Raw genomic sequence first — 23,320 nt, forward strand, 5'->3', positions numbered from 1 at the left:
AGATCGGATAGCCGTTTGCTTAACCCTGCACGATTTCAATTTGATCGACCTGTATGGAAGATACCAGATAGCCTGACTCATACCATCGATGGATTATATATTCATAAAAAGCCTGGTTCCGCCGAATATCCTGTGCTGATACCAGTGATTTTCCGCGTTCCGTCAAAATAACACAGCCAAGGTCAAGCTGATTATCCATCTCGTTCGGAAAACCAATTTTGGTCGGTTTTCCGCAATAAAACAGCCGGGTATGCTTGCCAAATTTCTTTTTAACGAATCCGTCCGGCTCATAGCTGATCAGCCCGCATGCCTCAAGTTGCTTGAGTGTATGCTCAGTAATGCCCTGATCGGTATAGACTGTTGCATTGACATCCAGAATAAGCGGCAGTGGTCCACCCTGTACCCAAATGAACTGATGCAGTACTTTAAACAGTCGTCTATTTTTCTCGCTCAATTCATAACCCGGTTGCGGCTGTGCACCCAGAGAGGATTCTATCATTGGCAATTAACTTCTAATGTTAGAAGAATACTGTTGTAAAAAACATTTTCCCGTCAGTTTCTCAATCATTGTTTCATCGCACATAAGATTGATTTTTTGCTTATTTATCATTTTTGTGACTGTTGACATCGATAGCGTTTGAATCGACATTTGTTTCTTGTGAATCACTTTGAGCGGTCTGGTCTGTTTGAATCTGTTTTTTACTTTTTTCAATCCCCTCATTTTTTGTTTTTGGTTTTTCTGCCCTTTTCGCGCGATGCTTCAATTCACTATTGATTTCATTGAGGAAATTAATGTTGTCCTGGCGGCGTTTCTCGCCCTTATACCAGGCGAGACAAGTCAACGATCCCATAACGATCAGTAATACATTAAGTACATCGACGCCATCAAAAAATATAAAAGCAATACCGGTCGAAACAGCGAAAGCACCGAGAAACGCAGTAAAATGCCACATTTTATTTCCCGCTTTTTGGTAACGCTTGCTCAGCTCCTCTAGCTTGTCGCGTGTTGAAATCAGCTCTTGATCTGTCCATTTTTTCATGCTCATAGTGAGTAAATCTCCCATATAATCTTTTTTGGCTTGACCGGATCTGCACATAGTACTCTATCAATATGATATTGCCGGGTTCAGTGAGCTTGTCAGTGTTCATGGCAAGGCGTGTCTTGCAGGAAATAGTTGTTCTATTACCAAAAGACACAACACAGTCCATGGATGCTGACAAGCTCATCCACAGGGCGTTACCGTGGTGTCCTGCAGCCGTGTTACAGTACTTGAAAAGGGAACAACCCTTTCCCGCGTACTGTGCCTGCTCCATAACACCACGGCAACGCTGTACCTGGCAATATCATATTGATAGAGTAATAGTATACCGATACGATACTGAATATTCTGTTTTCAATTTCGAAAATATTTTAATTCACTTCCAGATTTCTGTAATTCTAATTGCTTGCTGCACCATTTGAGCAAAGATAATATCTGAACGGAACAATCCCAGTGTATCAATTAGTTGCTGAGGTAACGAAGGAGGATGCCGAAATGATCAGAATACTTCGGTTCCAGAAGCTATTTTTCATAAGAAACAAAAAAGGCACCTTTTAGGTGCCTTTTTTGTTTAAAACAATTTGTTCTTAGAAGTTGTGGCGTACACCGACTGTATATACGTTGCTGTCTCTAAAACCGGTAGCAACGTTGTTGTTATCAATCATGTTACGTTGGTAGCCACCGAAAAGGCTTGAGCGTTTGCTCAGATTGTGAATTGCACCTACTGTAAAGGTGCTGATTTCACGTTTTGAAGCAGCTGTAGTTGCTTCGGCCTCACCCATACCACCTTGTGCCAGCAAACGGGTATTGCCGATTTCATACTCGCCACCCACAAACCAGAGGTGTCCGTCACCGTTCACGTTCATGGCTGAGTTACATTGTCCGCGTCCACCATTGTTTGCGCCTCCCAATGCTGTGCTACCCAATGCAGCTGCAGTTGTACAAGAAGCAGCACCGTTTATGCTAGCGTTATTGATATTTTCATACTGACCACTCAAACGGAAACCCATGAAGCTCCAGGTAGCACCACCACGCCAGACTTCTTCGTCGTCAGCACCGATACCTTGAAAAGCTCTTTGGTTTGTGCTGATATTATCCCGTGAGTAACCACCAAATACACCAACGTTATGATCAGCTATGTTCGCTTCATATTTACCAGCGATCTGGAAATCCCATTCGCCATCTTCACCACCACTAGTGCTGCTAGGTGTAAAGTTGCTGGAATTAGCAACACCGCCACCCAGTATAGGATCGAGATTGTTAGAATCGCCCGGCATCAACAAAGCTGCAAATGAAAAACCCTCAACGGTAGGGGAATCATAACGGGCCGCACTGTTTACGAAACCTTGCGCGCCTGATCCCATACCATTTGCCGATGCAGTCATGGTACCACCGCTACCTGCTGCCTGAAGCGTTGTGTAAGCGAATGGGTCAATTGTTTGACCACCGGCAAAATCCTTGAATGGAGATTGAACACGACCGAATTTAACTTCACCCCAGGCGTCATTAGCCAGAGCAACCCAGCGTTCACGGGCAATGCCTATATCACCATTGCCGGTATTGAAACCAAACTCTAAATGGGCTTTTGCCTTCAGTCCACCACCTAGTTGTTCAACAACATGTACACCCCATCTTGAACGACCTGCTTCATCTCCAATCTGCGCCTGGCTGGTCAAACCGTCGAAATCAATTGTAGAATATTCTGCCTGGACGCTACCGAACATAGTAACATTGGTTCCTTGTGCTGACGCAACCATTGGTGTTGCAAGCGCACCGGCAACTGCTAACGAAATAAGCTTCTTCTTCATAGGGAAGTTCTCCTTTAATGTTAAAACGACTGGGGGTCAACAATAAACCCAACTTTGTTCCGGTGGAATGCACCCCGCTTTTTTCTGACCTCCCAATCTGGGAAGGTATGGATGGATTTTGCACAACACATTGCATTCCTGCAAGAAAAACAAATCTTTTTTTTGCAAAAAACAGACTAAATGTTGCTTTTGTGCAACACAATTGTTGTTTTTTCGCCTATAAAGACGTTGCACTAAAATCGCAATCCATCCAGACAAGCAAAAAAATGATGTTTGTTTATGATTTTATTCGTGAAATTACTTGTTCAAGGAATGTGCAAACGTTTTTGCACATCACGTATTACACAAAATTTCAATGAGCTGGTCACCATATTTATCGAGCTTATGCGCGCCGACACCGGCAACGCGAAGCAGTTCATCCCTGCTTTGCGGATTCAAACGCACCAACTCTTTCAATGTCGTATCATGAAAAATGACATATGCGGGTACGCCATGTTCCCGGGCTGTTTTAGCGCGCCAATCGCGCAACTGATCCAGAAGTTTTTGCGCACCTTGATCGAGGATTGAAATGTTACTGACAGACTGTTTTTTTTTGCAGAGACTTTTTATGTTCGCGCTGTTGACGCAAAAAAACTTTTTGCCGACCTTTCAAAACAGCACGACTCGCGTTTGTCAGACACAAAGCGCCATAACCATCATTGTCTGTTGTTAACAGGCCCAGTGCAATCAACTGCCTGAATATTGCGCGCCAGGTTTTAACCGGCAAATCCTTTCCTATCCCGAATGTGCTAATACAATCATGCTTCCAGTGCGTAACTTGCATTGTTTGATTGCCGCGCAGAACATCAATTAAATACCCGGCGCCAAATTGTTGCCCGGTACGATAAACGCAGGATAATGCCTTTTGAACAGCAATAGTGGCATCCCAGGAATCCGGCGGATTCAAACAAACATCACAGTTGCCGCAAGCCGCGAATGTAACCGATTCACCAAAATAATCCAGTAAATAAACGCGACGACAGGCTGTTGTTTCACATAATGCCAGCATCGCTTCCAGTTTTTTGGTTGCAATCTGCTTGAATTGAGCCTGCGCCTCAGACTCTTCGATCATTCGTCGTTGCTGGATAACATCATTCAGCCCATACACCATCCAGGCGTTGGCTTTTTGCCCATCCCGCCCGGCCCGCCCTGTTTCCTGATAATAACCTTCGATACTTTTAGGCATATCCAGATGTGCAACAAAGCGGACATCCGGCTTATCAATACCCATACCAAAAGCTATGGTTGCAACCATGACAATATTGTCTTCACGTAAAAATATCTCCTGGTTCAGCGCGCGTTGATGCGGACTCATTCCCGCATGATAGGCCAAAGCAGTTATACCATGTGCGCTTAACCATGCAGCGGTGTCTTCTGTTTTTTTTCGCGACAGGCAATATACGATACCTGCATCATGCAAATGCTCGGCTCGTATAAACGACAGCAACTGCTGCTTGCTGTTGACTTTATCAACTATCTGATAACGGATATTGGGTCGGTCAAAACTGGATAGAAAGATTTCCGCATCATCCAGCGCCAATCGCTCGATGATTTCTTTGCGTGTAACGTCGTCAGCCGTCGCCGTCAGGGCGATACGCGGCACATCGGGAAAACGTGCGTGAAGAACATTCAACTGCCGGTACTCGGGACGAAAATCATGCCCCCACTGCGAAACGCAATGAGCTTCATCAATCGCAAACAATGCGAGCTGAGTTCTGGCAATCAGGTCAAGAAAACGCCGGGTTAGCAGACGTTCCGGTGCGACATAAAGCAAATCATAATCACCCGCCAGCAACTTTTGTTCGACGGCTTGCGCTTCTTCTACAGGAAGCGCCGAGTTCAGTACGGCAGCATCGATTCCTACCTCATTGAGCGCGGCCACCTGATTCTGCATCAATGAAATCAATGGAGAAACTACAATTGCAACACCTTTGCGCATTAACGCGGGTATCTGATAGCAAAGCGATTTGCCTCCTCCCGTCGGCATCAATACCAGACAGTCATTGCCATTGACCAGATGCTCGATAACATCGGCCTGCTGTCCCCGAAATGCCGGATATCCAAAGACTTCTTTCAGGATATTCAATGCATGCGACATATATTGACGTAATTCGTGATTCGTGATTCTTGCGATTCGTGATTCTTGCGCCCGACTCTTTGAGTCGTCATTTACCTGTACGATATAGAAAGCGTTATCCAAATACCAACGGAATCAATGTATATGACAACCCCGTCACCACAAGAATTGCTATAAGGTTAAGTTTAAAACCTGCCCGAGCCATTTGGGCAATTGTTACCTGGCCCGTTGAATACACGACTGCATTTGGGGCAGTCGCAACCGGCAGCATAAAGGCACAGCTTGCAGCCATTGCTGTGGGGGCAAACAATAGCATGGGATCAATACCGCTGGAAACAGCCAAAACGCCCAGTATCGGTAACAACGTAGCGGTTGTAGCAGTATTGCTGGTCAGTTCTGTTAAGAAAATAACCAGTGTTACGAGTACCAGCATCATCAGTATCAAATCGAGATGCGGCAGTCCTGAAAGGTTTTCGCCAATCCAGACGGCGAGACCGGTATTCTTGATAGCTGCGGCAAGGCTTAATCCGCCGCCGAATAACAACAACACACCCCAGGGTATTTGACTGGCACTCTCCCAGTCCATAAGTGCGGTTTGCTTTTCCCGAACCGGCAACATATCCTGGCCGGCAGGAATAATAAATAACAGTACGGCACCGCCAACCGCAATTATGGCATCATTCAGCCACAACACAATCCCAAACTGCTCTTGTATAGGCACCCGCAATATCCATGCTGATGCTATCAGAACAAACACGTACGAAAGACGCTTCTCCGGCTGACTCAGTTTACCCAGTTTTCTAAGTTCGTCATAAACTGCTGACAATGAGATACGTTCATCCTGCAAATCGAAAGCGAAAACCCAACGAGTCAAAACCCACCAAGCTGCAGCTGTCATGATGATAACAACAGGAACGCCAAAAATCATCCAGTCTACAAAGCTGATATCGATACCATAATTTTGTTTCATAAAACTGACTACGAACAGATTCGGAGGCGTGCCAATGATGGTACCCAATCCGCCGATACTGGCCGAATAGGCAATTCCTAAAACCAGGCAGAGGATAAATTTGTGATGCTGGTCGATTTTGTTTTTAACAAGTTCTCCCGCAAGGGATAAAGCGATCGGAATCATCATTAATGTGCTGGCAGTATTGCTGATCCACATTGACAACAAAGCGGTTGTGCTCATAAATCCAGCAATGAGTGCAGCCGGACTGTCTCCTACACGCACCAGAATATTCAACGCGATCCGGCGATGCAAATTCCACTTGGCTAGGCCGGTTGCAATAATAAACCCGCCCATCAGCAAAAAAATTGCCGGGGCCGCATAGGGCGCGGTACTGTCTTCGATGGGCATGATACCCAGCGCGGGAAACAATATAATCGGCAGCAGCGAAGTTACCGGGATCGGCAAAACTTCGGTGGACCACCACAGCGCCAGCAACAAAGCCACTCCACTGGTACGCCACGCAGCTTCTGTCATTGCTGCAGGCGCCGGTAATACGATCGTCAACACTAAAAGCCCGACACCAGCGATCAGGCCGATTTTTTTTGGCTTTGTGAAAGGCAGCATTATTTTTCCAGAGTCGCAAGATTCATATTGAAGTTAGCCTAGTACTCTATCAATATCATATTGAAAGAACACTAGCATTATAGTTATATAAGCGGATGTGAGATAATCGCATTATCTCAAAATAAATTCCGACTATAATCAGTAAACCTCCTCATCTTTTCTGTGTATCAAACCGGCATCAAAAGATTTATCAACCGGTTTGGTATAATACTGTCTAATGATTTAATATTTTTTTATAACGATGTTTGCCTGGAGAAAATAATGGCTGTATCTGATGTTTTGAAATTGATTCAAGACAGTAAAGTTAAGTTTGTCGATTTGCGCTTTACCGACACCAATGGAAAAGAGCAGCATGTCACTATCCCATCACATAATTTTGACGCAGACAAATTCGAAGATGGCCTTCCTTTTGATGGTTCATCGATTGCTGGGTGGAAAAGCATACAGGCCTCCGATATGTTGCTGATTCCAGATCCAGACACAGCCAATCTGGATCCGTTTATGGACGATCTCACACTGATTATGACTTGCGACGTCGTTGAACCGGCTGACGGCAAGGGCTATAGCCGTGACCCTCGATCACTGGCAAAACGTGGTGAAATTTATCTCAAGTCAACCGGTATTGGGGATATTGCCTACTTTGGACCCGAACCGGAATTTTTTATTTTCGATTCCGTATACTGGCATACCGACATGTCCGGATGTTCGGTCAAAATCGAATCCGAAGAAGCAGCATGGAGCTCGGTGATCAAATATGACAGTGGCAATATTGGTCATCGTCCCGCAATCAAGGGGGGATATTTTCCGGTTCCACCGGTTGATTCATTGCAAAACATCCGTTCGACCATGTGCCAGACGCTGGAGCAGCTTGGCATTCCCGTTGAAGTACACCATCATGAAGTCGCGACAGCGGGTCAGTGCGAAATCGGAACGCGTTTTAACAGTCTGGTTAAACGTGCTGACTGGAATCAGTTACTCAAATACGTCGTGCATAATGTTGCACACTCGTATGGCAAAACAGCGACATTTATGCCCAAACCGATCGTGGGAGACAATGGTTCCGGTATGCATGTACACCAATCAATCTGGAAAGATGGCGAAAACCTGTTTTCCGGTAACGGTTACGCAGGATTATCGGAAACTGCGCTGTTTTATATCGGCGGGATTTTGAAACATGCCAAAGCGCTCAATGCTATCACCAATCCGGGAACAAATTCCTATAAACGACTGGTCGCGGGGTTTGAAGCGCCCGTAAACATGGCTTATTCGGCAAGCAACCGTTCTGCTGCAATCCGCATACCACACTCGAACAGTCCTAAAGGCCGACGGATTGAAGTGCGCTTCCCGGACCCGACCGCCAATCCTTATCTTGCTTTTACTGCCCTGATGATGGCCGGTCTGGATGGTATTCAAAACAAAATCCATCCAGGTGATCCAATGGACAAAAATCTCTATGACCTCCCTCCTGAGGAAGCGGCCAAAGTACCTAGTACCTGCGCTTCACTCGATGAAGCGCTGGCTAGTCTTGATCAGGACCGTGATTTTCTGATTCGCGGCGGCGTGTTTACGCACGACATGATTGATGCATATATACATCTAAAAATGGAAGAAGTCAGACTGTTGCGCACGACTACCCACCCAGTCGAATTTGACATGTACTATAGTTTATAGCCTCCCAGTGCGGAAGATACCCGCCAGCCTGCGCAGTTCACATTCAAAGGAAATAAACTATTGACATCTGCTTTATCAAAAGGGCCCGGCAACTGACACCACCCCGACTGGTACCGACACGGTAAAACAATCAAAAAGAAGAGATTATCGTTCTTTTTTTTGCTTTACCGCGCAATCTTAATTGATAAACTGTTGACTGTTTAATCAATTTATCGCAACTCGATTTGTTTTCTTGAACAATACTATGAGTAAGCCAGGTATAGTCATTATTTTGATGTGCATGGGTCTGAATAGTCTACCAGAGCTGGTTGCCGGTTCCACTATTTACAAATATGTTGATCAGGACGGGAATATCACATTTACCAATCGCCCGATAAAAGGCGGAGAAAAACTGCAATCATCGCAGCAGCCGCCGCAGTCATCCCGTAAGGCTGTACTCCACATACCCAAACAATCTCACAACAATACCGTTCAGATACAAAGCAAACGCGAACTCAAACGGCGGGAGATTCTCGAACATGAACTGGCCACTGAAATGGTGTTATTCACTGACACTCGAAGAAATCTGTCTTTACTGAATAATGAGGCAGAGCATCAGCTCCAAAAAGAAAAAATCAAGCAATTACGCAGCAAAATGCTACGTCATAAAAATAATATTACCGCCTTAAAAAAGGAACTTACAAAACTGTAGTATACAAATCAGGTAAACGATTATGAAATCAAGTCATCCCCTCCTGCTGGCAATAATGCTATTGAGCTATTCCGGACAATCTTTCTCGGGTGTTTATAAGCAAGTCGATGAACACGGCAATGTTACCTACTCAAATGTCCAATCCAGAGATGCCGAAAAAATCGATCTGCCACCACTCGTTGTCGTTCCTTCAGTTAATAGTGACGGTGTGGACTCCAGAATCAGAAATAGACGAGAAAACAAAATTTTAAAAGGACAACGCCAAGAACTCGAGCAGCAAATTGCTGAACAGGCACAACAGCTTGACAAGCTTAAAAATGAATACAAAGATGGCCAACCAGATCGTTTGGGCAGCGAACGCAATTACCAGAGATATCTGGACCGGGTCGATCGATTGAAAAAAGAAATCGGCTTTCGCGAAGCCAATTTACAGACTTTGCAGCGCCAACTGGAAGAATTACCGAAACCTAATTAAGCACGAAAAGCCACTTTTTGTTAGCTGAGCAGCCGAGATGCTCCTATCCCCTGCATCAACATTCACAAACCAGCATTCAGTAAATCATTTGATTTTCTTAGTAAAATACAGCACCATCTGATATGTAAAGAAAAAATACTGTTACCTGTTACGTTTACGGTAGTGATACTGCATGTCCATTCATTCCATTAATCCTGCGACTGGCGAAACTATACATTCATTTCCTGTTCTGCAGAACCACGCGATTGAGTCGATCCTGAAAAGTGCCGCAACAGCTCAGTTTCACTGGAAAGCACTGGATTTCAATCAACGATCTGCATATTTCAACAAGCTTGCCCAGATTCTGCGCCAGTCCCGAGACAAATATGCACATCTGATCACAGAGGAAATGGGCAAATTACTGAAAGAAGCCAGATCAGAAGTGGAAAAATGTGCGCTGGCTTGTGAATATTATGCTGAACACGCTGCTGCATTTCTGGCTGATGAACCAATTGTATCCGATGCAGGCCGAAGCTACGTTTCATACCAGCCTTTAGGTGTTGTGTTCTGCATAATGCCCTGGAATTTTCCGTTCTGGCAAGTATTGCGTGCCGCTGCTCCGGCAATGATGGCAGGAAACACTGTTGTTCTGAAGCATGCATCAAATGTACCGCGTTGTTCGCTGGCACTGGAAGCGATATTTCGCGAAGCCGATTTTCCTGAAAACACGTTCCGCAGTGTATTAATCACATCTGCTCAGGTTGAACAGGTCATTGCAAGCGAGCATATCGCTGCGGTCACCTTAACTGGTAGTAAAACCGCGGGACGCAAAGTTGCTGCAGTGGCAGGTCATCATCTGAAAAAGTGCGTACTTGAGCTCGGCGGTTCAGACCCCTTCGTCATACTTGCAGATGCGGATATTACATTTACAGCGAAACAGGCAGTCATTGGCCGATTTCAAAATATGGGGCAAAGCTGTATTGCTGCTAAACGTTTCATTATTGTTGAAACAATTGCCGATGAATTCATTTCATCTTTCAAAGATCTGGTCAGCCAGCTACGGTATGGTGATCCCAAAAATGACGCAACAGATATTGCACCGATGGCCCGCACCGACCTGCGTGCTGACCTGCACAAACAGGTTAAACGCAGCTTATCCATGGGCGCGAAATTAATTGCGGGCGGCACTTTCATGCAAACGCAGGGAGCCTATTATGTACCAACAATTCTGGACCAGGTGCGCCCAGGAATGCCTGCATTTGATGAAGAAATGTTTGGTCCTGTCGCGGCGTTCGTTCGCGCGCGTGATGTTGAGGACGCTGTCGCATTAGCCAACCAGACTCAATTTGGTCTGGGCGCCAGTATATGGACACAAAACATCACTCAGGGCGAGACAGCGGCAAATGAAATACAGGCAGGCTGTACGTTTATCAACGGTATCGTCAAGAGCGATCCCCGTCTGCCATTCGGTGGCATCAAACATTCCGGTTTCGGGCGAGAACTGTCCTACCACGGCATTCGGGAATTCGTGAACGTCAAAACGACCTGGATCAAATAACATCGAATTCTATCCGTATCCTTGATCTGATTCGGTGCTGTTAGAGCAGTCATTGCCATCTATTATCATCACATGCCATTAGTAAAATAAAAAATACGTTTTTCCTCAAGCTGTCAGTGGCTGCTCATAATTTCCTGATTTTGGATCGTGAAATAAAAATCGTCTGAAATAGAAGCTGCCGCCAATGCAGATAAAGAAACACAGGAATTTTTTCTGCTACTATTAGCACACAATTCGATAAACATGATTGATGAATGAATCGCATAATGTTTTGCGCTGCGCAAACGCGATATTACCGACGTGACCAACCGTCCTGCTTTGAAACATTCCTCCCATACTCTAACTTTTTTTCGTAACCTCGCTGCAGGTGCAGGGCGTGACGTGCCCGATGCGACTATAGAGAACGCTCTCAGGACCAGTCTCTCGCCGGCTCTTTTTGACGGCTCGACAGACCTGAATATAACCCGGCACCTCGGAACACTCTGTCACAGGCTCGGACTCACAATCAATCATATCCTGGTCCATCCTGAGGAGGCAGTCAGTCTCGTTTCAACCCACCGGCCTGTCCTGTTAGTGATTCAACGGACACATGGCCGGGAACTGATGATGATGCGAGGAGGTAATGAACCGACAATAAAAGTGGATATACTCGACGCCAATCAGCAGCACGAGCTGCATCTGCCACGTATCAATGTCATCAGGGAACTTGAATTGTCCGATGGCAGGTTACTGGCCGCATTCAGCATCGAGGCAATGGCATGGACTGCCGGGCCACCATCTACAACCACTAAACAGCATCCACTTGCGCGGCTCTGGCAATTCGTCGAGCCGGACCGTACCGAAATTCTGATTGTTGTCGGGTTTGCGATAGGCCTTGGCATACTCACACTGGCCATACCGATTGCAGTCCAGGCAATGGTCAATTTCGTTGCATTCGGAGGCCTGATGCAGCCATTGATTGTAGTTGGCCTTTTACTGTTATTTTTTCTGGCATTCGCAGGTGCGATCCGTATTTTCAAGTTTTATACCGTCGAGATTCTGCAAAGGCGGTTATTTGTCCGAGTAGTTTCTGAACTTTCTGCGCGGCTGCCGCGTGTACGTCGCGAAGCGCTCGATCACAATCAGGGACCGGTACTTGTCAATCGGTTTTTCGAGGTAATAACGATTCAGAAGGCTGGTTCAGCACTGCTGATCGACGGACTTGACATCGTGCTGCAGGCAAGCATTGGATTGCTTGTACTTGGATTCTATCATCCCCTGCTGTTGCTGTTCGACGTATTACTGATCTCTTCAATCGTCTTTATACTGTTTGTCATGGGACGTGGCGCTATACGGACCGCAGTATCGGAATCCACCGCAAAACATGCGGTTGCAGGTGCGCTGGAAGAATTACTTCGAATCCCGATTACCTATAAACTCGCCGGTGCATCTGAGTTTGCACGTGCTCGCCTGGCAGAACTTTCCGGCAATTACATCCATGCGAGACGCAATCATTTTCGTGTTGTATTTCGCCAGCAATGGGGTGCGGTGATCTTGCATACCGTGGCTGCAACCACGCTGCTTACACTCGGCGGTTGGCTGGTGATCGAGGGACAGCTCACACTGGGACAGCTTGTTGCCGCCGAGCTGATCGTATCTGTCGCACTGCTGTCATTTGTCAAGTTTGGCAAGCGTCTTGAGGCGTTCTATGATGTTGCAGCTGCAGCTGACAAGCTGGCCACACTGATGGACCTGCCACTGGAAAAAGACGGCGGCGAGTCGGTCATTCCGAATATTGCTGGAGTCGATCTAGAACTGCGTCGGGTCTCGTATAAGTATGTGTCAGGTAATGACTGTATCAAGGATTTTTCACTGACGCTCGAACCGAATGCCAAAGTTGCAGTGTCCGGCCCGAGGCGCTCTGGAAAGAGCACACTGGCAGAACTTGTAACTGGCCTTCGTCACCCGGATTCCGGCGTCGTGCTATTCGATGGTATCGATCTGCGGGATATCGCTGATGTGTCAATTCGTTCACAGCTCGAACTGGTCAAGGATCTGGAAATCGTCGAAGGAACCATTCTTGACAATATCAGACTCGGACGCTCCGATGTCACCGCCACACAAATCCGCAAAATGCTGGAACGATTCGGCATTCTGGAAGAAATCACAGAACTTCCTCATGGATTAAGAACCCCATTATCCTCGACAGGCGCGCCATTGTCGCGCTCTACAGTACTACTGCTGATGTTGGCGCGTGCTTGTGTTTGCAGTCCGCGGCTGATTGTAATCGACGACACACTGGATCAAATCGATTCCGAATCGCTTTCCCGCGTCATGACAGTATTGACTGACCCGTCATCGTCCTGGAGTCTGCTCGTTTTCACCAATCGTCCAGATGTGGTCGCGGCGATGGATAAAATTGTACAGCTTGATTCGCCTGCGCCTCGTGGAAAGGCTGACAGGGAACGTGCTAATAGGACGGACGATGCGTAATTACACAGATTCACGAGCACTCGCGCCACTGTACAGCGTAGAGTTTTCTCGTTGGATCCGGCCAGCCGGGATCGCACTTTTCAGTTTGTTCATAATAGCCCCTGCAGTCGCATTATTCGCTCCGTGGCAGCAGAATGTCTCTGGATCGGGGCGGGTTTCAGCGTTCACGCCGCTCGACCGGCCTCAGGAAGTGCAGGCGCCTGTTACCGGACGGGTCGTAGACGTTTTCGTGGGTGAAGCTGAAGCAGTTGTCAGAGGTGATCCGTTATTACGCCTGGTCGACATTGATCCAAAGAAGATTACGCGTCTCGAAGCAAAGCTGGAAGCGACCCGCAAAGACCTTCAATACACCGTCCAGAATATCTCAACTTATGAAGCACAAATGTCAATTCTGGGCAATGCCCGCGACCTTGCTGTCAAGGCATTCACGGCCAAGGTGGAGATCGCCGAAGAACAATTACGCTCGGCCCGGCAGCGGCTGCGGGCAGCACAGGCTGAACGCGATTTTGCACGAGAACAGGAAATGCGGATAGCGCGACTGTCGCCCGAATTTGTCGAAGAAATCAAACTGCTTGAGGCAATTGCGCAACGCAAACGTACGGAAGCCGCAGCCGCAAGCGCCAAAGCCGATGTTGAAGCTGCCAAAGCTTCGCATCGTAATGCTATCGCTGAGCTCGGCGAAGAGCGCGAAATTGCCAATGCCAAACTGGAAGAAGCCCGCGCAAAAATGCAAGAATCATCGTCCAAAGCCGCTGAAATCCGTGCGAAAATCGCCGATCTTGAAGGTGAACTGCGCGCACAACAGACGCAGATGGTCACAGCACCGCGCAATGGACGGGTTTTTCGTCTGCGCGTCAATACTGAATCCTCGATCGTTAAGCAGGGCCAGGTGCTCCTTCAGATTGTCCCGGTTGCGCACCAACCGGCTGTCGAGTTGTGGGTACGCGGTGTTGATGCGCCGCTAATTCAACCTGGACGCAAAGTCCGCCTGCAATTCGAAGGGTGGCCTGCAATACAGTTCGTCGGTTGGCCATCGGTCGCCGTCGGGACTTTTGGTGGTATCGTTTCTCTCGTCGATCCAACTGACAGCGGACACGGCCGCTTCCGGCTTCTCATCGTACCTGATCCCGATGACCAACCCTGGCCCGACGAGCAGTGGCTTCGTCAGGGGGTTCGCGCCAAAGGCTGGGTGCTGCTCAACGAAGTAGCACTATGGTATGAGCTTTGGCGCCAACTGAACGGCTTCCCACCCGTAATCGCATTATCCGAACCTGACTCGAAAAACATTGACTCAGCAAAGCCGCAATGAGTGTTGTTATCCGGATTTTAATGTTTTTGGTAATTGGTGTAACAGGCTGCAATCTCATGCCAGGCGGACCCGGTCAAATAGACTTGCCGTACGATGACGCTGTATCACGGCTTCGGCAGCAATCGCTGGACGACGCCTTGATTGCAGAGCCGACCACTATTGATCAGGGCCTTGAAAACATTCGTCAGCGAAAACCTACTGAAAAAAGCGAACCGCCACACGTTGTGCAAACGTTCGAGCAGGATATCATGCCACTATCTATTGAAGATCTGCGCCTGATGGTGTTGCACAACAACCTGGATCTGCAGGTTTCATTGCTCGACCCGGAAATCGCCCGCACCCGCGTCAGTGCAGAAGAGGGCGTTTTTGATGTTTTAATCGGTGGACGATTCGCTTATCGACATCGCAATACTCCGCGTATCGATGGCCCTCTGGTTGATTTTACCTCAGCCAATTCCGCACTTGACGGCCAGATTGTAAAATTAACCGAGCTCGACCAGCGTCGCGAACTGATCGATATGGACATCGGGCTTGAAATTCCATTACCGACCGGCGGTACAATCTCAGTCGGGGGCCTGTTAAGTCAGAAAGACATCAAGGAGCCGCAGCGTTTTGATCAGGTTCTTGCCGCTACGCGCTTCTCATTCAGTCAGCCGCTGTTGCGCAATGCCGGCACTGAAACCAGTTTCGCTTCAATTCGTATTGCACGTGTAGGACAACGGGTATCACAGGTTCGCACAAATCTCGCAGCGCTCCGCGTTCTGGCCGGGGCTGAAAAAGCCTACTGGCGGTTATACGCTGCACGTCGTTTCCTTGATGTTCGAACTGATCAATACCGAATCGCCTTCGAGAACCTTGAAATGGTCCGGCAACGCGTTGCGCAGGGCTTGAGCCCGCGCGTAGAAATCACACGGTCTGAACTGGGTGTATATGAGCGTCTGGAAGCGTTGATCAACGCAGAGACTGCCTGGCGATTAGGGCAACGCGATCTTAAAGTACATCTCAACAGCAACCATTTGCCCTTGCGCGGCAGACCGATGATTGAAGCGACTGCTAAGCCCCGACTCGCCGGGCTTGATCTCGATGCAGACGCGCTTGTCGAACGTGCACTTAAAGAACGTCTGGAGCTCATTGAACTGGAACTTCAAATTGTTCGAGACGGAATCGAGATCGGCTTTCGTGAAAACCAGATTCTCCCGATTGCAAATCTGGACTTTCGATACGGGACACTTGAACGGGGAAACTCGTTCGGGACTGCATGGGAGTCGCTGAGCGATTTTAACAACCCGGATTTCAGAGCCGGCATTACATTTGAAATGCCGCTGACCAATCAACGCAGACGCGCCCAACTGGACGAAGCGATGCTGATTCGTACTCAGCGGCTGGCTTCGAAACAGTCGCGCGAATTAATGGTGCGCCGCGAGGTTCTCGATGCAATTGACGTCATTGAACGCAACTGGCAGCGGGTGCTGGCAGCACGCCAGAATGTTCTTGTCGCCGGTGTTAATTACGATGCAGAGCGGCGCCAGTTCCAGCAGGGAATGCGCACCATGCGAGAAGTGCTTGAGGCGCTGACCGAACTGGGTCAGGCGCAAATAAGAGAAATAAATGCAATCGTGGATTATCAGGTAGCCCAGATTGATCTGGCCTTTGCATCTGGTACACTGCTTGGCTATGCGCGTGTCGATTTTGATCCGCTCGAATTGCCTTCACCGACCATTCGCTGAATGGGCCGGGTTTAAATAACCCGCATTCTATTCCAACAATCCGTTTCAAAATTTAAATTTTATTTATATTCAATGAGTACGGCATGACTGTAGTAAGTTAAGCTAACTGACGCTCGCATTGATCGATAGTGCGCCACCAGAAATGCTCATAAAACAAAAACCGGTCAGTTTTCGTTGTAACTGCAACAATGAAAACTGACCGTGTTGTGCCAAACGCTACGTGTTGGCAGCCAAGACACTACAAAAGAGCAGATTTATTATTATGTATCAGAAGCTCAGGAACAGATTAACGGACAAAATATGCTGCATTGAATCCAGTCTTGAAGAATTTCTTCTGTTCAGGTATTGATTCAAATAACCAATCTCGCCTGTGACCATTGGATTGAATTTGTATGCAAATCCACCGAAAATACGGTTTTGATCGAACCCGCTTTGAAAGCCCATGTCAACATCATTAAAGTTCATAAAAATCTCGTTTGCTATGACAAAACTGAGATTGGGTACCTCAGCAATCGGAATGCCGAGTTTGAATAACTGACGGAACCGGTGATGAACATCGGTACTGCCGGGGATATCGAAAAACCGCTGCTCAAGGCGGGTACGGCTTTGCAGCGTTCCAAAAGAAAATTTGTCAGTCCACAACAACTGCTGCCAGATACGATGTTCGTTGAAAGGACTGCGCGCTGCAAACGGACGACTGGTTGGAATCCAGGCATAACCCAGCCAGACGCTGGTCTTGTCGTTCAACGCGTAACCGATACCGGGTCTAACAATACCCTGTGCAAATCTTGAAGCATCGGCACCCAAACGGCCTTGACCTTCAAGCCACCACAGTACTTTTGAATTGCCAAGTGCCCCAAAATTTCCTCTTGCTGTTGTATTTCCCCAAAGTTGAAAATCTTCTGCGTATGCTGTGGCAGCGGAAGCCGTGCTGTTTACTATCAGCATGAGTACCGTCGAAACAAGCAGAATATTCAGTTTTTTAAACATATTTATCCCCTTTTCCTTTTGAAACTATTAAAGTTCATCTTTATTGATTATGATTAAAACACGTGTATAACGAACGATTATGAATCGATAATCGTTCACACATCATTACATTGCTATATTATTTACCACAAAAAGAGTGACTGAATTCTAATTAAAAATCAGTCTTATAGAGCCAAAAAATACTTTTGGCATAGTGCGTGCAAACGCAGAATAACACACCAAATGTCAAGAAATTGTCAAGAACACCCGAGGAAAAAGCGACAGCCGATTTCGTCCATTCGGGTTTTTGATACTCTACAATTGACTACATAGTTCAAATAATTCGCTGACTTTCCAGAATTGTGCCAGCTACAAAAATCCGGGGGAAAACATCATTAAATCGCCATACAAAACAATCCAGATTGAATTAGCTCAATCCGGTTTCTACAAAGGTTTTAACAGGTTCATGACCATTGCCAGCAAACTGTTGATCTCTGCACTGGCTTTATGGGCTGCGATTTTTCCAAACAAAGCACTGTCTGTTCTGGATGACGCGAGCAGTTCGCTGCTAAATAGTTTTAATGCGTATTATATTTACGTGGTTACACTATTTCTATTTTTCTGCATTGCAATGACCATGATACCGGCAATTGCCAGGCAAAAACTGGGGGATGAAAAAGCCCAGCCCGAATTCTCAAATTTCTCATGGTTTTCCATGATGTTCGGCGCAGGCATGGGTATAGGATTAATGGTTTTTTCAACGGCGGAACCACTCTGGCATTTTGGAGAAAACCCTGAAATTATCGGCGGTGATATACAGCCACACAGCGACGAAGCAGTTCAATTCGCATTCCGCTATGCTTTTTTACATTATGGTCTTCACCCATGGGGCATATATGTTATAACAGGGCTTTGTCTCGCGTATTTTGCACATCGCTATCATCTGCCGCTGACGATACGTTCAACACTGGCCCCCTTACTGGGAAAACGTCTCAATGGCTACATCGGTCATTTGCTTGATATCACAGCCATCATTGCGACGCTGCTGGGTATTGCCGTAACGATCGGCTACGGTATCAAACAGCTGATTGCCGGTTTTAATGAAATAACCGGGGTGGAGTGGATGATGATGGCGTCTGAAATCAGCACCACGCCACAAGCAACAAAACCCGCGCTGCTGACGGCCTTATTTATGGTGATGTTTCTGTCAATTGTTTCAGCTGCGACAGGTATAGGGCGGGGCATTCGGTTGCTCAGTAATATTAATCTGGGCCTATCATGTCTGTTGTTACTGGTTTTTTTGATCTTTGGTCCATTGATCTTTTTACTGGATCTTTATGGACGCGCAAGCATTGATTATCTGCTTTCCTTGCCGGCCATATCGGTCGAACTCTTTGAACCGGACACCACGAGCGGCCAGTGGCAGGAACAGGGCACTATATTATACTGGGCATGGTGGATAGCTTTTGCGCCATTTGTCGGATTGTTCCTTGCGCGAATCTCAAAAGGGCGCACCATCCGGGAATTTATAGTTGGCGCGATGCTGGCACCTGCGGCAATGTGTTTTGTCTGGATTACTTTGCTGGGTGGTACAGCGATTCATCTGGAACTTTCAGGCATGGCTGATAAACGTATCATCGAGGCTCCCATGTCAGCGCAGCTTTTTGAGACTTTAAGCGTGTTGCTGTCTGAAAACTTGTTCAGCGGATTTGCGCAACTTGTTTCCGTACTCACAGTTGCGCTGATCCTGACATTTCTGATCACCTCTGCCGATTCAGGGATTCTGGTTCTAAACACCATCATGACAGGCGGAGGCAATCAAGCCGGTTTGAAGCATAAAATCATCTGGGGATTGATTCTGTCTATAGTAATCGCAGTTCTGTTAATATCAGGAGGCGGCAGTCTGCAGGCATTGCAAAAGGCCATGATTATGGGCGCGCTACCTTTTTCCATGGTCATGCTGCTGATGTGCCTGGCACTTGCCAAGGATCTGATTTACAGGAATTATATAAGCAGCGATCCAGCCAAATGATTTTCGATTTGACAAAATATTACTGTACTCGGTAAGGTTATTGTTAGAATATTGAATGATGGAGGTTAACTGTCAGAAGATACTGTTCTGCAATCGGATTCTGTTTCACACTATATAAATTTATTTGATTTAAAGGGAGCCAATAATGAAAAAAACAAGTGTTGTGTTAACGTTTTTTGCAGCAGCTGCGCTGATCGGTTGCGGCAGCACAAGTGACTATACTCCACCTGCAGATGCATCGGGCGAACAAATCTTTAGCACGGCCTGTTCGGAATGCCATAAACCGCTGAAAGGTGATGTAGCTATGATTCTGAGCGAAAAGGTGGCAAACAAGGATGCGCTGAAAAACAAAATTCAAAATGGCAGCATGAGAATGCCGGCATTCAAGAATATTCAAGGTGATGCAGCAGACCGACTGGCTGATTATCTGCTGGCGAACAGCGAAGTTAAATAACACATTAATTACAATTGATTAAATCGTCAGAGGACTACCCGCCCTTTGGCGATTGAGTGCTCATGTCCTTTATCTTGCAGAGATTTACCAGGTATTTTTAACAATCAATCGGGAAAGGCCGCATTTCTCAATTCCCGAATTTGCTTAATGGCCAGAATTAATTGAGGCCAGCATAGCAACAAAATACGCTGTCTAGATGGCGCCACGGTGGTTGAGAATACTTCCAACATAGTGCTCAGCAACGACACATTCGGCACTATATTTTTTCAGTCAGCAAAAACAATATACAACAAACCCTAGTAAAACTACCACCCGATGAAACTACTCACCGGCAAGAATAACAACACAACAACGCATTAAAACAGTAAAATTATAAATAAAGAAAAATACCGGTTTTTGATTTAGATCAATTAAACAAATAAAAAGCTAACACAGACATACATCATACATAAGCGCGGTTGTTTTTTTACGCCCGGTAATACTGACAATACCGAGAAAGCATGCTGGCGGCAGCTTAATACAAAAATTCACCAACTCTTTCATGTCTGTTATGCCATTCTTCGGAAATTAACGCTTTGTTACAGGAAGGTTTTTTGTCGACAAATTTCGATATCGCGCAACTTCGCTCAAGTTGCGCGACGTGCAGTCTTCGTGAATTGTGTCTGCCTGTTGGCCTCAATGATCAGGAAGTGCATTTGCTGGGTGAAGTCGTCAGTCATAAACGAAAAATCCGGCGCGGAGGATATCTCTATCACACAAGTACGAAATTTCAGACTTTGTACGCAATCAAAAGCGGTTTTTTTAAAACCTGCATTCTGGAAGAAGACGGGCGTCAACAGGTAACAGGATTTCATATGACTGGCGAGTTACTCGGCCTGGATGCTATCAGCGGCGATTTGCATACCTGTGATGCAATTGCCCTGGAAAACAGCGAAGTGTGTGAAATTCCGTTTGCGAAACTGGAAGAAATCAGCCGAACAATTCCTTCCCTGATGCGTCATTTTCATAGAATCATGAGCCGGGAAATTGTTCGTGATCACAGTATCATGCTGCTGCTGGGCAGCATGAAAGCAGAGGAGCGTCTGGCCTCGTTCCTGTTAAACATGTCGCGTCGTTTTGCGATTCGCGGCTACTCTGAAACCAGTTTTATTTTGCGGATGACACGCGAAGAAATCGGAAGTTATCTGGGATTGAAGCTCGAAACAGTCAGTCGCGCCTTTTCAAAATTACAGCATGAGACCCTGATTACTGTAAATAATAAGCATATTCAGATCCTTGATCTCGATCGCCTGAAATTAAAAATGGGCAACACTTCCTGTCTGACATAAATTTATTCACTAGACATGCACTAGATTCTGTTGTCCTATAAAACAATAGATTCCTCTTATGTCAGCTTGAGTGACGGTCTGAAAATGCTATAATGCGCGGATGATGTAGATATACAATTAATTGTTTTGGATTTTTTGTAAAAACAGTTTAGTCAGCATCTATCAAGAAAGTATTAATTACACACATTCACCTGATTGATTAAATGAGGGTGCTTTGCAGCTTTTCAGCCCCGTTCTGGAAACTGTAAAGTCACTTGGTGAATGGCGGCTCAACCCTTAAAGGAGAAATTATGTCAGTAACAATGCGTCAAATGCTGGAAGCAGGCGTTCATTTTGGCCACCAAACACGCTTCTGGAATCCCAAGATGGCTCCCTACATTTTCGGCCATCGAAATAAAATTCATATCATCAATCTGGAACGTACTTTGGAAAAGTACGAAGAATCGATGAGTTATGTCCGCCAATTATCAGCGAACAAAGGTGTTATCCTGTTTGTCGGAACCAAGCGCCAGGCCCGCGACATTATACGCGAGGAGGCAATTCGGTGCGGCTCTCCATACGTTGACCAGCGCTGGCTGGGCGGCATGCTGACCAATTTCAAAACAATCAAGCAATCGATTAAACGTCTGCATGAGATGGAAGCGATGGTACAGGAAGGCGTCCTGGACAGAATGATCAAGAAAGAAGCACTGGATATGCAGCGCGAACTTGATAAATTGAATGCCAGTTTGGGCGGCATCAAAGAAATGAAGGGCTTGCCGGATGCGCTGTTTATTGTCGATGTCGGTTATCAAAAAGGCGCAGTTACTGAGGCAAGAAAATTGGATATACCGGTCGTGGGTGTAGTTGATACGAATCATAATCCCGAAGGCCTGCAATACATTATTCCGGGCAATGATGATTCCAGCCGGGCGATACGTTTATATGCGCGCGGCATGGCAGATGCAATTCTTGAAGGCCGCAATCAGGCGCTTCAGGAAATCGTAGAAATGAGCGCCGAGGAATCATTTGAGTAAGACGGTCAAGCCGTTATTCTCATTAATTAATCAATTGATTTTATTATCATAATGAGCAAAGGCTGTCACTCCTCCATTCTGCCTGCACGTATTTTTCAGCTTGAGAAGGCTTGCATGAAGGAGATCAAGCAATCAAAAATGCCCATTTGTAATAAATAGTTATACTTAATTTTGTATCTGGAGTAAATAATATGTCGGCGATTTCCGCAAGCATGGTAAAGGAATTACGCGAACTAACAGGGCTTGGTATGATGGAATGCAAAAAGGCTCTAACTGAAACAAACGGTGACATGAAGGCGGCAGAAGATCTGCTCAGAATCAAGAGCGGCGCCAAGGCGAATAAAGCTGCGGGACGCGTTGCGGCAGAAGGTGTCGTAAGTATTTTTATTGCTGCCGGCGATCAATCAGGAGCGCTGGTTGAAGTCAACTGCGAAACGGATTTTGTTGCCAAAAACGAAGATTTTATTAAATTTGCCAATGATCTGGCAAAGTTAGTCACTGATAAAAATGTAACCGATGTTCAGTCTCTTAGTGAAACAGCTTTGTCTGAAGGTGAAACAGTCGAAGCAACACGTAAAGCACTTATAATGAAACTCGGCGAAAATATCAGTATACGCCGCTGTGTATTTCACACGACAGAAGGCCGTCTGGCGTCTTACTTGCACGGATCTAAAATTGGCGTTATGGTCGATTATCAAGGCGGAGATGAAACGCTGGGCAAAGACCTTGCCATGCATATTGCTGCCAGCAAACCCATGTGCGTTTCCAAAGACCAGGTTTCTCCAGAAGTACTCGCACACGAACGTCAAATCTTTGTGGCACAGGCTGCTGAAAGTGGAAAGCCGGACAATATTATTGAAAAAATGGTCGATGGACGTATTGCGAAATATCTGGCTGAGATTACTTTGCTGGGACAGCCCTTTGTCAAGGACCCGGAACAGACTGTTGAAAAACTACTTGCAAAAAAATCCGCAACAGTCAACGCGTTTACATTGTTTGTTGTAGGTGAAGGTATCGAAAAGAAAACCGAGAATTTTGCGGAAGAAGTAAAGGCGCAAATGGGTCAAGCAAGATAAGCGTAATGGCTACTGCATTATTT

Annotated in this window: 19 protein-coding genes; 12 read left to right on the forward strand and 7 right to left on the reverse strand. The window is 46.4% G+C overall.

The window, feature by feature from the left end:
• Positions 1–19 precede the first annotated feature (19 nt).
• From BMY62_RS07895 to BMY62_RS07920, 6 genes are all read right to left on the reverse strand, one after another.
• Positions 20–499 (reverse strand): hypothetical protein, encoded by a 480-nt coding sequence (locus BMY62_RS07895; protein ID WP_090658386.1) that lies wholly within the window; start codon positions 497–499, stop codon positions 20–22.
• A 100-nt stretch (positions 500–599) separates the two neighbouring features.
• Positions 600–1,064: a hypothetical protein gene (locus BMY62_RS07900; protein ID WP_143058772.1), complete on the reverse strand. Its 465-nt coding sequence runs from the start codon at positions 1,062–1,064 to the stop codon at positions 600–602.
• A 563-nt stretch (positions 1,065–1,627) separates the two neighbouring features.
• A complete protein-coding gene (locus BMY62_RS07905; RefSeq protein WP_090658390.1) occupies positions 1,628–2,848 on the reverse strand; it encodes a porin in 1,221 nt (406 codons plus the stop codon).
• A 333-nt stretch (positions 2,849–3,181) separates the two neighbouring features.
• The gene (locus BMY62_RS16695) at positions 3,182–3,376 is read right to left on the reverse strand and encodes an HRDC domain-containing protein (RefSeq protein WP_371264080.1); all 195 of its coding nucleotides are present in this window, start codon (positions 3,374–3,376) and stop codon (positions 3,182–3,184) included.
• 43 nt (positions 3,377–3,419) lie between these two features.
• Entirely contained in the window at positions 3,420–4,985 is a 1,566-nt protein-coding gene (recQ, locus tag BMY62_RS07915; protein WP_371264081.1) for a DNA helicase RecQ, read from the reverse strand.
• 94 nt (positions 4,986–5,079) lie between these two features.
• Positions 5,080–6,540 (reverse strand): SLC13 family permease, encoded by a 1,461-nt coding sequence (locus BMY62_RS07920; protein ID WP_090658394.1) that lies wholly within the window; start codon positions 6,538–6,540, stop codon positions 5,080–5,082.
• Between the two features lie 261 nt (positions 6,541–6,801).
• On the opposite strand from BMY62_RS07920, the gene glnA reads away from it, so the two are divergent.
• The 7 genes from glnA (at position 6,802) to BMY62_RS07960 (ending at position 16,422) form a co-directional block, all read left to right on the forward strand.
• Positions 6,802–8,211: a type I glutamate--ammonia ligase gene (gene glnA / locus BMY62_RS07925; protein ID WP_090658479.1), complete on the forward strand. Its 1,410-nt coding sequence runs from the start codon at positions 6,802–6,804 to the stop codon at positions 8,209–8,211.
• A gap of 244 nt (positions 8,212–8,455) precedes the next feature.
• Positions 8,456–8,902, forward strand: a complete 447-nt coding sequence (locus BMY62_RS07930) for a DUF4124 domain-containing protein (RefSeq protein ID WP_090658396.1) — start codon at positions 8,456–8,458, stop codon at positions 8,900–8,902.
• 22 nt (positions 8,903–8,924) lie between these two features.
• Positions 8,925–9,377 (forward strand): DUF4124 domain-containing protein, encoded by a 453-nt coding sequence (locus BMY62_RS07935; protein ID WP_090658398.1) that lies wholly within the window; start codon positions 8,925–8,927, stop codon positions 9,375–9,377.
• 172 nt (positions 9,378–9,549) lie between these two features.
• Entirely contained in the window at positions 9,550–10,914 is a 1,365-nt protein-coding gene (locus tag BMY62_RS07940; RefSeq protein ID WP_090658400.1) for an NAD-dependent succinate-semialdehyde dehydrogenase, read from the forward strand.
• A gap of 300 nt (positions 10,915–11,214) precedes the next feature.
• Positions 11,215–13,386 (forward strand): peptidase domain-containing ABC transporter, encoded by a 2,172-nt coding sequence (locus tag BMY62_RS07950; RefSeq protein ID WP_143058773.1) that lies wholly within the window; start codon positions 11,215–11,217, stop codon positions 13,384–13,386.
• The gene (locus BMY62_RS07955; RefSeq protein ID WP_177170330.1) at positions 13,379–14,695 is read left to right on the forward strand and encodes an HlyD family secretion protein; all 1,317 of its coding nucleotides are present in this window, start codon (positions 13,379–13,381) and stop codon (positions 14,693–14,695) included. The genes BMY62_RS07950 and BMY62_RS07955 overlap by 8 nt, the downstream gene beginning before the upstream one ends.
• A complete protein-coding gene (locus tag BMY62_RS07960; protein WP_090658407.1) occupies positions 14,692–16,422 on the forward strand; it encodes a TolC family protein in 1,731 nt (576 codons plus the stop codon). The genes BMY62_RS07955 and BMY62_RS07960 overlap by 4 nt, the downstream gene beginning before the upstream one ends.
• Before the next feature lie 267 nt (positions 16,423–16,689).
• Here BMY62_RS07960 and BMY62_RS07965 read toward each other — a convergent pair whose 3' ends face one another.
• The gene (locus BMY62_RS07965; protein ID WP_090658409.1) at positions 16,690–17,412 is read right to left on the reverse strand and encodes a DUF2490 domain-containing protein; all 723 of its coding nucleotides are present in this window, start codon (positions 17,410–17,412) and stop codon (positions 16,690–16,692) included.
• A 445-nt stretch (positions 17,413–17,857) separates the two neighbouring features.
• On the opposite strand from BMY62_RS07965, the gene BMY62_RS07970 reads away from it, so the two are divergent.
• The 5 genes from BMY62_RS07970 to tsf all read left to right on the forward strand — a co-directional run bounded on the left by BMY62_RS07970 (position 17,858) and on the right by tsf (position 23,297).
• Positions 17,858–19,423: a BCCT family transporter gene (locus BMY62_RS07970; protein WP_090658411.1), complete on the forward strand. Its 1,566-nt coding sequence runs from the start codon at positions 17,858–17,860 to the stop codon at positions 19,421–19,423.
• A gap of 145 nt (positions 19,424–19,568) precedes the next feature.
• Positions 19,569–19,877 carry a c-type cytochrome gene (locus BMY62_RS07975; protein ID WP_090658413.1) on the forward strand — a complete coding sequence of 103 codons (309 nt, stop codon included), beginning with the start codon at positions 19,569–19,571 and terminating at the stop codon, positions 19,875–19,877.
• Positions 19,878–20,470: 593 nt separating this feature from the next.
• Positions 20,471–21,205: a fumarate/nitrate reduction transcriptional regulator Fnr gene (gene fnr / locus BMY62_RS07980; protein WP_177170331.1), complete on the forward strand. Its 735-nt coding sequence runs from the start codon at positions 20,471–20,473 to the stop codon at positions 21,203–21,205.
• Positions 21,206–21,495: 290 nt separating this feature from the next.
• Positions 21,496–22,221, forward strand: a complete 726-nt coding sequence (gene rpsB, locus BMY62_RS07985; RefSeq protein WP_090658417.1) for a 30S ribosomal protein S2 — start codon at positions 21,496–21,498, stop codon at positions 22,219–22,221.
• Between the two features lie 191 nt (positions 22,222–22,412).
• On the forward strand, positions 22,413–23,297 hold the full coding sequence (tsf, locus tag BMY62_RS07990; RefSeq protein WP_090658418.1) for a translation elongation factor Ts: 885 nt from the start codon (positions 22,413–22,415) through the stop codon (positions 23,295–23,297).
• Positions 23,298–23,320 lie beyond the last annotated feature (23 nt).

The organism is Nitrosomonas marina (assembly GCF_900111605.1).
Lineage (GTDB): Bacteria > Pseudomonadota > Gammaproteobacteria > Burkholderiales > Nitrosomonadaceae > Nitrosomonas > Nitrosomonas marina_A.